The sequence below is a fragment of the Streptomyces sp. NPDC005706 genome (assembly GCF_040631045.1).
Classification (GTDB): domain Bacteria; phylum Actinomycetota; class Actinomycetes; order Streptomycetales; family Streptomycetaceae; genus Streptomyces.
Map to the genome: position 1 here is coordinate 51,854 of NZ_JBEXYS010000022.1, position 12,480 is coordinate 64,333.

The window sequence follows — 12,480 nt, forward strand, 5'->3', positions numbered from 1 at the left end:
GACGACACCAGCCATTTCGACGGGGACGGGGACGTGGTGCGGGCGGCGGACTCTCGAAGCCGGCCAATCGTGCGGAAGTATTTCACCACCGGTCGATGAACCCTCGCTTAAGGCCGAATAAACCCGTCCCGCGGACCTGTTTCAAGTCCGCCATTCACTGGCTCGTCACCTGCTTCGGAAGCTAATGTGTCGAGGCGTATCCAGTCGTATTTCCGAAGAGATTCGAGGAATGTCATGCGGCGATTTCCGTACGCCTCGGCGATGGTGACCGGGGCGTCGAGCGGAATCGGTGAGGGGTTCGCCGGACTCCTCGCCCAGAAGGGGGTCGATCTCGTCCTCGTGGCGAGGCGGGGACATCTGCTCGAGCGGCTCGCGAGCGACCTGGAGTCCGCGCACGGCGTCACCGTGGAGGTGCTCCGGCTCGACCTCACCGACGACAAGCAGCTGGCGGTAGCCGAGGAACGGCTCACCGACCCCGAGCGGCCGGTGGAGCTCCTGGTCAACAACGCCGGTTCCAGCGGCTCCGGTTACTTCGCGGAGCTGCCCGCCGAACGCGAGCTGCACACGGCGGTGCTCAACGCGGTCGTCCCCCTGCGCCTGTCCCGTGCCTGCCTGCCGGGCATGATCGCCCGCGGCGCCGGCGGCATAGTGAACGTCTCCTCGCTCGTCGCCGTCCTGCCCAAGCCGCGCTCCGCGACGTACGCCGCCTCCAAGGCCTTCCTGTCGTCACTGGGCGAGAGCCTGGCCATGGAGGTCGCCCGCCACGGCGTCCACGTCACCACCGTGCACACGGGCCTGACCCGCTCCGGGTTCCACGAGGCCGCCGGAGTGCCGACGGAGGCGCTGCCCAGTATGAAGTGGCTGACGGCAGAGCAGGTGGCAGCGGCCGGCCTGGAGGCGGTGGCCGAGGGGCGGACGTCCACCGTGCCGGGGCTGGCCTACCGGATCAGGCTGCCCCTCATGCGGGCGATGCCGAGGTCCGTGGTGCGGGCCATCACACGACGCGTCCACGAGAGGTGACCCGCATGGCCGCGCAGCGCTCCCTGTCGCCCCGGCACAGGGCCCGCAACAAGGTCGTCATCCTCTTCCACCGGCTCGGGCTCCCGTTCGGCCCCATGCACCTGCTCACGGTGCCCGGCCGCCGCAGCGGCCTGCCCCGGACCAGTCCCGTGGCCCCGGTGGTCGTCGACGGCACCCGCTACATCGCGCAGGCGTACCCGCGGTCCGACTGGGTCAGGAACGCCCGGGCCGCGGGACACGGGGTGCTGACCCGGGGCCGGCACTCGCAGGAGGTGGACCTCGTCGAGCTGCCGGAGGAGGAGCGGGGCCGCGTCCTGCGCGAGTTCCCCGGCCAAGTACCGCGGGGCGTCGCCGCGTTCGTACGCAACGGGCTGGTCGAGTCCGGATCCCCGGAGCACTTCGCGGCGGCCGCGGCGCGCTGCCCCGTCTTCCGCGTCGTTCCCCGCACGCCCTGAGGCGCGGCCCGCGGCGCGCCCGCGGGCCGCGCACAGCGGTGAGCGGGCGGCTCCCACGAATCCGTGGGGTCCGCCCGCTCACCGCTGTGTCCGCGTTCTTCCGGGTCAGTGCGGCAGTGCCTTCTCGGTGTCCGGCTCGGCCGGCAGCGGCGCACCGTGACCGTCGACCCCGGTGATGAGGTAGCGCAGCTCGTCGGGACCCTCGTGGCGCAGCCACTTCGCCATCCGCCGCAGATCGTCGGGCATGGGGAAGACGAACCGGCACTCGGGGTCGCGCAGCCCCAGGTGGTCCAGCACCACCGGCGCCCCGACCACCGTCTTCAGCAGCTCGGCGCCCGCGTCGGCGGCCGTCCGCTCGCCCCGGTCCACCGCCCGGCAGACGCGCACCATGTCGTCGAACAGCGCCTTGTAGCCGTGGGATCCGGGGACGGGCAGTCCCGGGTGGTCCGCCTTCTCCATCGCGCGCAGCACGCTGTCGTCACCGGACTCCGTGAAGCGTTCGGTGAAGCGGTCGAAGCGCAGGTTGATCGGTACCTCGGCGGCGCACCAGACGCGGTAGACGGCGTTCCACAGCGAGTGGTCCTGGAAGGAGACGAAGGAGCAGTTGACCAGTTCGTCGTTGTACCGGATCAGCCCCTGCTGGAGCTCGTCGACGTAAGCGAAGCGCTCCTCGTCGAAGTCGTCCTCGGCCAGCGCGTCCAGCAGCCGCCACGCGAGCGAGTTGACCACCTCGCCGGTGTTGGTGAGGCCGCGCGAGTACAGCGGGTCGATGAACCCGGCCGCGTGCGACATCAGGCACCAGCGGTGACCCACGGACTTCGTCGAGGAGTACTGGATCCGGTCGGCCGACACCCAGGGCCGTACGGTGCGCGCGTCCGCGAACAGCCGCTCCACCGCGGGGAAGCGCGAGGCGAACTCGCGGAACTCCTGCTCCGGGGAGATGTCGTTGTTCTTCGGGTACATCCGCTCGTCGAGCGTCAGCCCGACGCTGACCAGCGGATTCCTCGATCCCGAGGTGTTGTTGAACGGGATCGACCAGAACCAGCCGCGATCGAAGAGGTGGTGCATGGTGCCCTCGACCCACGGGATCGGCGGCGCGTCCTCGGGGCCCACGCGCAGGCATTCGTCGGTCGGCCGTACGCCCAGCATGTGGGTGAACATGGAACGGGAGTGGTGCTCGAGCGCCTCCGGCGGCCGGCGCAGCCCGAGCTTGCCGGCGATCGGTGACCGGAAACCGCTGGCGTCCACCAGGTAACGGCCCTCGTACCGCTCGCCGTTCGGGCCGGTCACCGCGACGTGGTCCGCCGCCAGCTCGACATCCTCGACACGGAACGCCTGCCGGACGTCGCAGCCGTAGCGGATGGCGGTGTGGAAGAGATACGCGTCGGTGTCCTGACGGAACAGGTGGCCGGTCTGCAGAGCCTTGGACGGCGGGCTGAACTGCAGGAACTCGGCGGGATCCGGTTCCTTGCCCTCCTCGTGCCGGATGAACCCGAAGTGCCGCTTGGTACCCGACGTCGGCGCGATGTCGTCGCGGATGCCGTCGGTGGAGGTCAGCGACTCCAGCTCGGGAACGCCGTAGCGGCGGGCGAGCAGCCGGAAGACCTTCAGGGTGTAGAGCGTCGTCGACTCGCCCACGGCGAACCGGGGATGGGTGCCGCCGTCGAGGAGGAGGACGGAGACGCCCTGCTTAGCCAGGATGGCCCCCAGGGTCGACCCGGCGATGCCGGAACCCAGAATGATCACGTCGTGCGGGGCCGGCGCGGCGAGCCGCAGACCGGCGCGGTCGCCGGAGGGTTGTCCGGGCATGTGTCCTCCTGGTCGGACTGGTCGGACTGGAAGCGGTGGGGCGGCGCCGGAAGTGCGCCGGAGGGGAACGGGGCCGGCCGGGGCGGCGCGGAACGGCGCGCTGCCCCGGCCGGGGGTGTGCGGCCCGCGGCGGTGGACGCGCGGGACGGCCGGCGCCGGGAGGCGGCGGCGCGGCCCGGGGGCCGGGCGGTCAGCCGCGGGACGGCGCGCCGGCCGGTGCGCCGCCGGGGCGGCCGTGCAGCCCGGCAGGCGGACCGCCGAGGTCGCCGCGTGCGCCCGGCTTCGGCATGAACCCGCGCATCTCGTTGTCGTTGGCGAGCTGCTGCATCTTCTCCCAGTCCGGCATGCCGCCGCCCGAGACGAGCTCGGACAGGCCGATGAAGAAGTTCTCCACACCACCGGGTGTCGCGATGACGAGGAGCCGGCCCGGCTCGTCACCGATGTTGAGGAAACGGTGCGGCACCCCGCGCGGGCCGTAGATCACGGTGCCCTCACCGATCGTCTCGGTGACCCCGCCGACCTCGAACTCGTAGGTGCCCTCGCTGACGAAGAACGCCTCGTCGGCGCTCTCGTGGACGTGCAGCGGCGGGCCGCTGCCCGGCTGAGTGGTGATCTGGTAGAAGCTGTACAGCCCGCCGGTGTCCTCCTTGCGCAGCAGGAACCGGCCCTCCTCACCGAACCAGCAGACGGGTTCGACGTCGTCGCGGCTGACGACCTTCCGTTCGGTCTTCGACAAGGTTCATTCCTCTCGCTGGGGTCGTCCGAAGCGGACGGCAACCGTGGTGACAGGCAATCAGCGGCCGCAAAGGCGCTGATAAAGACGGGGAAAATCCGAAGGCGGCGGGCGCCGGCCCGGTCAGGCGAGCGCCGTGCCGCCGTCCGCGACGAGGCAGCTGCCCGTCAGGTACGCGGCGCGCTCCGAGGCGAGGAACGCGATGACCTCGGCGATGTCCTCCGGAGTGCCGTTGCGCCGCAGCGCGGCGCGCTCGGCGGCGGCCCGGCGCTGCTCCTCGGGGATGAAGCGGGCGAGTTCGGTGAGAACGAGGTTCGGCTCCACCGCGTTGACCCGCACCCCGTGCGGGCCCGCCTCCAGGGCCAGGGTGCGCACGGCGGCCTCGACACCGGCCTTGGCCACGGTGAGCGGCAGGAACCGCGGCGCCGGCCGGCGGGCGAGCGCCGCCCCGACCGCCACCACCGAGCCGCCGCCCCGGGCGGTCATCTCCGGCAGCACCGCGCGCACGCACAGGAACAGCGCCTTGAGCTGCTGGTTCACCACGTGCTCGAGGTCCTCCCAGGCCAGGTCGGCGGCCGGGGCGATGCGCGCCTCGTGGGCGCCCAGGCCGGCGGCGTTGAGCACCAGGACGTCGACCGGGCCCAGTTCGGCCCCGACGGACCCGACCAGAGCCGACACCCCGTCGGGGTCGGTGACGTCACCCTGGACGGCCACCGCATCCCCGCCGCGCTGCCGGATCGCGGCCACGACCTCCTCGGCCCGGTCCGCGCTCTTGTGGTAGTTGACCGCGACCCGGGCACCGCGGGCCGCCAGGATGCGCGCGGTGGCCGCGCCGATGCCGCGGGCGGCGCCCGTGACCAGGGCGACCCGGCCCTGGAACTCGGGGGGTTCGGGCGTCCGCCCGGCGGCCCCGGGCTCGGACGTGTGCGGTTCGGGCTCCATGTGTGCCGGGTTCACCGGATCAGCTCCTCACATCGGGAACGGGTACTCGTCGTCAGGAGGACGGAGTACGGAAACGAAGCGCGGGCGGGCAACGGACGGGGCCGGGAGGACCCGCGGCGCCCGCTCAGGCCCACACCAGCCAGCAGCCGCCGAGCGTGACGCAGAACGCGAGGGCGGCGAAGAGCGTCCGCAGCCGGTTGGCACGCGCCCAGCGGGCGCGCAGCGTGTCCCAGTCGTCGGGGATCTCCCCGGCCGCGGCCCAGTCGTCGATCCGCCGGTTCATCCGGACGTTGCGCAGCTCCGACACCAGGGCGACGCCGGCCACCGCGGCCAGTGCCGCCGCGAAGACGGTCTTCGCGGCGGCACCGGGCGCCAGTACGGCGAGGCCCAGACCCGCTGCCAGGCCCACCTTGTTGACGGTCGGCATCAGCGGGTCGAACCCGGGATCCAGCAGCCGGTGCACGTCGGACCACGTCTGCCGCGGCAGCCGCAGCAGCATGGGCACGACGGCGCGCTCCACCGCGATCAGGGCACCCGCCAGGACCCCCGTGCACAGGACGAGGACGACGGCCAGGAACTCGACCAGCACGGGCCGGCTCACCCCGCCCCGTGGCCGAGCGGCTCGGCCGTCCGCAGCGGAGCCCGCTCCAGCCGGTCGTCCAGCATCAGCGAGTAGCTCTGGGCACGCGCGACCGAGTCGAAGAACGCGTACATCATCACGTCGCGCAGCCGGCACAGCGGACCGGAGTGCACCAGCCCCAGCGTGCCGATCCGCCACGAGGTCGTCACCATGTCCGCGGCTCGGGGACGACGCGCCGCCTCGAAGGCACGCAGCGTCGCGGGCACGGCGTCCGGCTCGCAGCGCCCCAGCATGTCGGCGAGCACCACGCCGCTCTCGACGGCCTGTCCGGCGCCCTGGCTGAGGTTGAGGGTCATCGGGTGGGCGGCGTCACCGACGAGCACGACCCGGCCCTTGCTCCAGCCGCCGGCCGGCGGCCGGTCGTGGATGGGCACCGGCAGGATCGCCTCTTCGTCCGTCGATGAGATGATCCTGCCGATCGGGTCCGGCCAGTCGCGGTAGGCGGCCGACAGCGCCGCCCCCCGCGTGAGACGCAGGGTGTCGATACCGGCCGACGCCCTGTCACTGGTGATGGCGTCCCAGTAGACCTCGTTCTCGTTGAGCCGGCAGTACAGGAAGCGCAGCCCGCCCTTGCCCCACAGGTTGAAGAACGTGCCGGTGGGCACCAGCGACTCCCCGGGCAGCCGGGTGATGGCCTGCCAGGCCGTGTAGCCGGCGTACCGCGGCGGCCGCTCGAACCCGCCCCGCATCGCGGCGCGCACGGTGGAGCGCAGGCCGTCCGCCCCGACCAGCACGTCGCCCCGGGCCGTGGATCCGTCCTCGAAGTGCGCGACGACTCCGTCGGCGTCCTCGGTGAAGCCGGTCAGCCGGCGGCCGAGGTGGATCCGGTGCTCACCGACCGCCTCGGTGAGCACCGTGTGCAGAACGGACCTCCGCAGCGCACAGGCCGGCGCGCCGGCCTGCTCCGTCGGACCGTCCAGCGGCCATCGCGCGAGGCGCCGCCCGGAGTCGGAACGGAACTCGTGGAAGCGCATGCGCACCGCGTCCGCGGCGACGGCCTCGTCGAGTCCGATCCGCCGCAGCGCCAGGAAGGCGTTGTGCCAGAGCATGAACCCACCGCCCGTCAGCAGCCGGCCGGGGCTCGGACGCGCCTCGAAGACCTCGCACGCGATGCCCTGCCGCAGCAGGCCCGCCGCCGTGGTGAGTCCGCCGATACCGGCCCCGATCACCAGGGCCTTGCGGATGGTCGCCATGGAAGTGACCCGCTCAGGCCTGGGACGGCACGCCGTCGAGGCGGGCGCGCAGATCGAAGATGCGCCGCTCGATGTCACCGCCGCTCCAGTACGGGTACATCGGGGCCGCCATCTCGCGGTGGGAGGGGGCGTCCTCCCAGGCGCGGAACGCCTGCTCGCTCTCCCACTCGGCGAGCAGGATGTAGCGGCCGGGCTGCTCGGCGTCGTGCAGCAACTCGTCGCGCAGGTGGCCCGGGGTGCCCTGGACCACGGCGGTGACCTGCCGGTAGGCCTCCTCGAAGGCCTCCCGGTCCTTCTCCTGGACCCGGGCGGAAACCATGATGCGTACGGTCACGACGGACCACCTTTCATCGATGCGGCGCCCGGCACGTGCTCGACGACGTCGAGCACGTGCTTGCGGGCGGATTCACGGAACGGCTCCAGACGGGCGCTGAGCCGCTCCCTCTCGGGGCCGTTCTGGAAGGCCTCGAGGGCTGCCCGGTCGGCCCAGTCGGCCATCACCAGGTGCGTCCTGGGGTCGCGCGGGTCCCGGAGCAGTGACTGGGCCACGGAGCCCGGCAGTCGCGCGGCGGCCCGCGCGGTCTCCAGCCAGGCCGCTCGGAACGCGTCCTCGCAGCCCTCCCGGACCGTCATCTCCAACACGGTGCGGAGCACGGCGTTCGGTCTCCTCGTCAGTCAGATGCCACCGTCGACGTCGAGCGTGGCGCCGGTGACGTAGCGGGCGGCGTCCGAGGCGAGGAACAGCACCGCGTCGGCGATCTCCGCCGGCCGGCCGAGCCGGCGCAGCGAGATCCGCTGTTCGTAGGCGGCCCGGCCCTCGGCGGTGACGGCCTTCATCTGGTCCGTCTCGACCAGTCCGGAGGCGATGCAGTTGACGCGGACGCCACGCGGGCCCAGTTCCTTGGCCAGCGCCCGGGTGAGGCCCATCACGCCGGCCTTGGACGCCACGTAGTGGGCGGCGGCCGGCATGCCGTGGTGGGCCACCGCGGAGCTGATGTTGACGATCGAGGCGGCCTTGGTGAGGTGCGGCAGTGCCCCGCGGATCACGTGGTACATGCCGGACAGGTTGGTGTCGAGCACGCGGTGCCACTCGTCGGGAGACAGGTCCGTGAGCGGGAGGTGGCTGATGACGCCCGCGTTGTTCACGACGACGTCGATGGGCCCGTACTGTTCGTACGCCTCGGCCGACAGCCGGGCGGCCTGCCCGTGATCGGCTACGTCGCAGCGCACGAGGGTGCCGTCGGCGCCCAGTTGCGCCAGCTCCGCGCGCAGCGTCGCGACCTGTTCGCTCTCGTGGACGTAGCAGGCCGTCACCGCGGCGCCCTGTTCCGCCAGGGCGAGCACGGTGGCCCGCCCGATGCCCCGGGCGCCGCCGGTGACGAGGGCGTGCCGGCCCTTGAGAGCGAAGTCCAGGCCGCTCATCGGGCCACCACCGCACCCGCGCCGGCGCGGGCGGCCGCCTCCACGCGCTCCTTGATGAGCGCGAGCTGGATCTTCGAGTTCCTGTTGATGCGCTCCGTCATGGCGGCGTCGTCCACCGGGGCGTCCGGCTTCATGCGGAACTCCTGCTCCCAGCGCATCTCCACACCGGCGCCGGTCTCCACGTACGTCCAGTCGATGTTCATGAAGGCGAACGGGCCGGTCTCGACCCGGTGCGCCCTGACCGTCCGGCCGGCGCGGTCCATGACGCGCTCGGAGACCCAGCTCCAGACCTTGCCGTCGGCCTCCGGGTGGAGGGCGAGACGGAAGCGCACCGTGTCGCCGTGCCGCTCCAGGATCTCGGCCGAGGCGTACTCGCTGAACAGGTTCGGCCAGTTCGCCACGTCGTTGGTCATCTCCCAGACCAGGTCGAACGGCGCGTCGATGACGATGCTGTTCCCGGTGCGCGCGGCCGCCGGCCGGAGCTGCTCGTTGATCAGGGCACAGACCTCCGGGAGGCGGGTGAGGCCCTCGGCGTCCAGGCGGATGTCGTAGCGGTTCTCCACCTCGGTGAGGACGTTGATCAGGCCCAGCGAGTCGATGCCCAGGTCGACGACGCTCGTCGTCGGGTCGTCCGTCCGGAGCGTGTCCCGGGAGACGCCGGTGCACTGCTCGACGATGGTCAGGAAGAAGTCGTACTCAAGGGGCGCCGCGGTCATGGGCGGGGTCCTTTCGCTGTCGCGCGGGTCTGGATTCGTCTGATGCGTCGTCATGGGGTCAGGGCCCGGACGACGAGCGCGGAGTTGAAGCCGCCGTGGCCGCGGGCGATGACCACGGCCGTGCGCAGCCGCGCGGGCCGCGGCCGCGTCACGAGGTCGAGGCCGTAGGAGGCGTCCGCCACCACACCCGGCCCGGTCGGAGGGACGACCTGCTCGCGCAGGGCGAGCAGGGCGGTCACCACGTCGAGTGGCGCGCCGCCCGCGTACAGCCGCCCGTAGCGCGCCTTGGGCGCCGTGACCGGCACCGCGCACGGCCCGAAGACCTCGGCCAGGCAGTCCGCCTCGGCCCGGTCGAGTCCGGGCGTGCCGGCCGCGTCCGCGAAGACGACGTCGACCTCGTCCGGCCGGACCCGGGCGTCGGCCAGGGCGAGCAGGACGGCCCGGCGCAGCGCGTCGCCGGTCCCGGCCCCCGGTGTGCCGGGAGCGGGGTCGAAGGTGGCCCCGTGACCGGCGATCTCTCCGTACGGCGTCTCGACGCCGCGCTCGCGCGCGCTCTCCTCGTCCTCCAGCACGAGGATCGCTCCGCCCTCACCGGGCACATGGCCCCGGGCGGCCGCGTCGAACGGCAGGTAGGCACGCTCCGGGTCCGCGCTGTCGCTCAGCCGCCCGGAGGTGATCTGGCAGGTCAGCGCGTAGGGGCTCAGCGGCGCCTCGGTGCCGCCGGTCAGGACGGCCCTGGCATCGCCCCGCCGCAGCGCGTGGCGGGCCTGCGCGATCGCGTCCAGGCCGCCGGCCTGCTCGGCCACGGCGACACCGCACGGTCCCTTCATGCCGTGCCGGATGGACAGCTGGCCGGTGGTGGCCGCGTAGAACCAGGCGATCGACTGGTACGGGCCGACGTGCCGCGGCCCCTTCGACCACAGGGCCGCGATCTCGCGCTGGCCGAAGGCGTTCCCCCCGGAAGAGGACGCCGTGATGACTCCGAGGTCGTACGGGGAGAACTCCTCCGGACGCACGCCGGCGTCCGCCAGCGCCTCGTCCGCCGCCAGCAGCGCGAACTGGCTCCAGCGGTCGGTCTGCACCGCCAGCCGGGGATCGACGCCGGGCAGGGTGCCGTCCCCGAAGACCTCGCCGACGGTACGCACGGGAAAGCCGTCCGCCTCGAAGTGCGTCACCGGACCGAGACCGCCGCGGCCTTCCAGCACGGCCTCGCGGAACTCCTTGACGCCGACCCCGTTCGGTGCCACCGCCGAGATCCCGGTGACCACCGCACGGCGCGTGGCCGTCACGGTGTCAGACATGGCGGCCCGCCTTCCCCGGCGCGGTCAGCACCATCGCCGTCTGGAACCCGCCGAAGCCGCTGCCCACGCTGAGCACGGTGTCGGTCCGCTGCTCACGAGCCGTCAGCGGAACGTAGTCCAGACCGAGTTCGGGATCGGCGACATGGAGGTTGGCGGTGGGCGGGATGGTGTCCTGCTCGATGGCGAGGGCGCAGGCGGCGACCTCCAGGGCACCGATCGCACCGAGGGAGTGACCCACCATCGACTTGATCGAGCTCATCGGGACCCGGTACGCGTGCTCGCCGAGCGAGACCTTCACCGCGGCCGTCTCGTGCTTGTCGTTCTGGCGGGTGCCCGAACCATGGGCGTTGACGTAGTCCACGGCATCGGCCGGCACCCGTGCGCGGTCCAGCGCCACCCGTACCGCCTCGGCCAGCTCCTTGCCGTCCGGGCGCAGCCCGGTCATGTGGAACGCGTTGCTGCGCTGCGCGTATCCCGCCACCTCGCAGTACACGCGCGCCCCCCGGCGCCGCGCCGACTCCTCGTCCTCCAGCACCAGTACGGCCGCGCCCTCGCCGAGCACGAAGCCGTCCCGGTCGCGGTCGAAGGGCCGCGAGGCGTGAGCGGGGTCCGCGTTGTTGGGCGAGGTCGCCCTGATCGCGTCGAAACAGGCGACGGTGATCGGCGAGATGGGCGCCTCGGTGGCGCCGGCCAGGACGACGTCCGCCGACCCGTCCTCGATGAACTGGGCGCCCTGGGCCACGGAGTCGAGCCCCGAGGTGCAGCCCGTCGACACCACCCGGACCGGCCCCTGGGCACCGGCGGTCCACGCCACCTCGGCGGCGAGCGTGCCCGGAACCAGCGCCCCGTACAGGTGCGGGTACGGGTTCGAGGCGTCCACGACCCAGTTGTCGCCGCGGTCGCTGACCTTGACGTACTGCTGCTCCAGCGTGCTGGTGGCACCCACCGCGCTGCCGATCGAGACGCCGATGCGGTGCGGCGGCACCCGTTCGGTCACCGCACCGCTGTCCGTCAGCGCCTCCCGCGCGGCGACCACGGCGAACTGCGCGGCCCGGTCCATGCGTTCGACCTCCTCGGGGGCGAGCCCCGCGGCGGTGCCGTCGAAGTCGCACTCCGCCGCGATCCTCGAGCGGTAGGCCGAGGCGTCGAAGTGGGAGATGGCGCGGGTGGCGGTACGGCCGTCGGTCAGCAGCTGCCAGAAGGCCTTGGTGCCGGTGTCGCCCGGAGCCACGACCCCGATCCCGGTGATGACGGCCCTGCGCCGGGTCACGCCGGCTCCTGGCCCGGCAGGGGCTCGGTGTCGACGTGCCCCAGCTCGGGACGGGGCGCCAGCGGGCCCAGCTGGAAGACCATGAAGGCCGGCTCCGTGCCGTGGTTCTCCAGCCGGTGACGGACGTTGATCTGCAGATGCAGCGCCTCACCCGAGGCGAGCGGGACGGGCTCCCCGTCGATCCTCGCCAGCAGGTTCCCGCTGACCAGGTACAGGAACTCCTCGGAGTACGGGTGGTAGTGCTCGGTGACGACCTCGCCCGGCTGGAGAGTGAGCACCCCCATGAAGCCCGCGGTGGCCTGTGCGGTGGCCGGGCTGAGCAGCGTGCGCAGGTCACCGCCCCGGCGCCGGTTCGACTCGACGTCCTTCACCGCGATCTTGGTCATTCCTTCGCTGGCCACGCCAGCCTCCTCTCGCTGTCCCGCACCGGCGGTGCGGGCCCCCCAACCGGTGACGCGTCGTCGCCGGGCCGTGCGGGCGCGGGTTGCCTCAGCCCTCCGCGCGCCAGGTGTAGAACTCCTGGGCCATGGCGTCCTGAGGGCCGCGCCACGTCTCCGGGGCGTAAGCCGCGATGTAGGGGCTCAGCCGCTCGCTGACAGAGGCGAAGAGCTCGTGCCCCTTCATTTCGGAGATCGGTCCGCGCACGTCCTCGTCGGACGCCATGTAATGCATGTAGAGATCGTGGAAGCGAAACAGCCTGCGTTCCTTCACGCCGATCAGATGGGGAAGTTCGCCGGAGTCGGATTCGGCGAAGATGCGCTTCACGTCAGATTCGGCGGACGGCTTCATGCGAGCCACGATGAGAGTGCTGCGCATTCGGATTCCTTCCGTTCCGGGTCCGGTCGCTGGGTGACCGGCCAAAACAGATTCACTCGGTGCGATAAAGCGCGGATGAGGGCGGGGAAAAACGGCCGGGGAAAGAGCGGCGAACGCGGGGGCGCCGCGCGGCGCCCCTGGCCGCGGCCGGAGCCGGCGGCCG

At 72.4% G+C, this 12,480-nt stretch carries 15 protein-coding genes and 1 pseudogene; 2 read left to right on the forward strand and 14 right to left on the reverse strand.

Annotation, left to right across the window (positions count from 1 at the left end; genetic code table 11):
• Positions 1-234 precede the first annotated feature (234 nt).
• Positions 235-1,020: an SDR family oxidoreductase gene (locus tag ABZ478_RS28000; RefSeq protein ID WP_359553481.1), complete on the forward strand. Its 786-nt coding sequence runs from the start codon at positions 235-237 to the stop codon at positions 1,018-1,020.
• Between the two features lie 5 nt (positions 1,021-1,025).
• Positions 1,026-1,475, forward strand: a complete 450-nt coding sequence (locus tag ABZ478_RS28005; protein WP_359553482.1) for a nitroreductase family deazaflavin-dependent oxidoreductase — start codon at positions 1,026-1,028, stop codon at positions 1,473-1,475.
• Positions 1,476-1,580: 105 nt separating this feature from the next.
• Here ABZ478_RS28005 and ABZ478_RS28010 read toward each other — a convergent pair whose 3' ends face one another.
• From ABZ478_RS28010 to ABZ478_RS28075, 14 genes and pseudogenes are all read right to left on the reverse strand, one after another.
• Complete coding sequence (locus ABZ478_RS28010) at positions 1,581-3,284, reverse strand: tryptophan 7-halogenase (RefSeq protein ID WP_359553484.1); 1,704 nt, start codon at positions 3,282-3,284, stop codon at positions 1,581-1,583.
• A 190-nt stretch (positions 3,285-3,474) separates the two neighbouring features.
• Positions 3,475-4,020, reverse strand: a complete 546-nt coding sequence (locus ABZ478_RS28015; protein WP_359553486.1) for a cupin domain-containing protein — start codon at positions 4,018-4,020, stop codon at positions 3,475-3,477.
• Between the two features lie 120 nt (positions 4,021-4,140).
• The gene (locus ABZ478_RS28020) at positions 4,141-4,974 is read right to left on the reverse strand and encodes an SDR family oxidoreductase (RefSeq protein WP_359553487.1); all 834 of its coding nucleotides are present in this window, start codon (positions 4,972-4,974) and stop codon (positions 4,141-4,143) included.
• 109 nt (positions 4,975-5,083) lie between these two features.
• Positions 5,084-5,548, reverse strand: a complete 465-nt coding sequence (locus tag ABZ478_RS28025) for an anthrone oxygenase family protein (RefSeq protein WP_358934519.1) — start codon at positions 5,546-5,548, stop codon at positions 5,084-5,086.
• 8 nt (positions 5,549-5,556) lie between these two features.
• Positions 5,557-6,792: an FAD-dependent monooxygenase gene (locus tag ABZ478_RS28030; protein WP_359553489.1), complete on the reverse strand. Its 1,236-nt coding sequence runs from the start codon at positions 6,790-6,792 to the stop codon at positions 5,557-5,559.
• 13 nt (positions 6,793-6,805) lie between these two features.
• A complete protein-coding gene (locus tag ABZ478_RS28035) occupies positions 6,806-7,126 on the reverse strand; it encodes an antibiotic biosynthesis monooxygenase family protein (RefSeq protein ID WP_358934515.1) in 321 nt (106 codons plus the stop codon).
• Positions 7,123-7,446 (reverse strand): antibiotic biosynthesis monooxygenase family protein, encoded by a 324-nt coding sequence (locus ABZ478_RS28040; protein WP_358934513.1) that lies wholly within the window; start codon positions 7,444-7,446, stop codon positions 7,123-7,125. The genes ABZ478_RS28035 and ABZ478_RS28040 overlap by 4 nt, the downstream gene beginning before the upstream one ends.
• A 21-nt stretch (positions 7,447-7,467) precedes the next feature.
• A complete protein-coding gene (locus tag ABZ478_RS28045; protein ID WP_359553490.1) occupies positions 7,468-8,214 on the reverse strand; it encodes an SDR family NAD(P)-dependent oxidoreductase in 747 nt (248 codons plus the stop codon).
• Positions 8,211-8,708: an SRPBCC family protein gene (locus ABZ478_RS28050; RefSeq protein WP_359553547.1), complete on the reverse strand. Its 498-nt coding sequence runs from the start codon at positions 8,706-8,708 to the stop codon at positions 8,211-8,213. The genes ABZ478_RS28045 and ABZ478_RS28050 overlap by 4 nt, the downstream gene beginning before the upstream one ends.
• Positions 8,709-8,747: 39 nt before the next feature.
• A pseudogene (locus ABZ478_RS28055) lies at positions 8,748-8,984 on the reverse strand (acyl carrier protein); the annotation flags it as partial.
• A complete protein-coding gene (locus tag ABZ478_RS28060; RefSeq protein WP_359553492.1) occupies positions 8,981-10,231 on the reverse strand; it encodes a ketosynthase chain-length factor in 1,251 nt (416 codons plus the stop codon). The gene ABZ478_RS28060 and the pseudogene ABZ478_RS28055, both read right to left, overlap by 4 nt.
• On the reverse strand, positions 10,224-11,501 hold the full coding sequence (locus ABZ478_RS28065; protein ID WP_358934507.1) for a beta-ketoacyl-[acyl-carrier-protein] synthase family protein: 1,278 nt from the start codon (positions 11,499-11,501) through the stop codon (positions 10,224-10,226). The genes ABZ478_RS28060 and ABZ478_RS28065 overlap by 8 nt, the downstream gene beginning before the upstream one ends.
• Positions 11,498-11,902 carry a cupin domain-containing protein gene (locus ABZ478_RS28070; protein WP_359553494.1) on the reverse strand — a complete coding sequence of 135 codons (405 nt, stop codon included), beginning with the start codon at positions 11,900-11,902 and terminating at the stop codon, positions 11,498-11,500. The genes ABZ478_RS28065 and ABZ478_RS28070 overlap by 4 nt, the downstream gene beginning before the upstream one ends.
• 88 nt (positions 11,903-11,990) lie before the next feature.
• Complete coding sequence (locus ABZ478_RS28075) at positions 11,991-12,317, reverse strand: TcmI family type II polyketide cyclase (protein ID WP_359553496.1); 327 nt, start codon at positions 12,315-12,317, stop codon at positions 11,991-11,993.
• Positions 12,318-12,480: the final 163 nt, after the last annotated feature.

Coding starts and splice junctions, on each gene's coding strand:
- ABZ478_RS28000 (WP_359553481.1), top strand. CDS start 235: ATGCGGCGATTTCCGTACGCCTCGGCGATGGTGACCGGGGCGTCGAGC.
- ABZ478_RS28005 (WP_359553482.1), top strand. CDS start 1,026: ATGGCCGCGCAGCGCTCCCTGTCGCCCCGGCACAGGGCCCGCAACAAG.
- ABZ478_RS28010 (WP_359553484.1), bottom strand. CDS start 3,284: ATGCCCGGACAACCCTCCGGCGACCGCGCCGGTCTGCGGCTCGCCGCG.
- ABZ478_RS28030 (WP_359553489.1), bottom strand. CDS start 6,792: ATGGCGACCATCCGCAAGGCCCTGGTGATCGGGGCCGGTATCGGCGGA.
- ABZ478_RS28045 (WP_359553490.1), bottom strand. CDS start 8,214: ATGAGCGGCCTGGACTTCGCTCTCAAGGGCCGGCACGCCCTCGTCACC.
- ABZ478_RS28060 (WP_359553492.1), bottom strand. CDS start 10,231: ATGTCTGACACCGTGACGGCCACGCGCCGTGCGGTGGTCACCGGGATC.
- ABZ478_RS28075 (WP_359553496.1), bottom strand. CDS start 12,317: ATGCGCAGCACTCTCATCGTGGCTCGCATGAAGCCGTCCGCCGAATCT.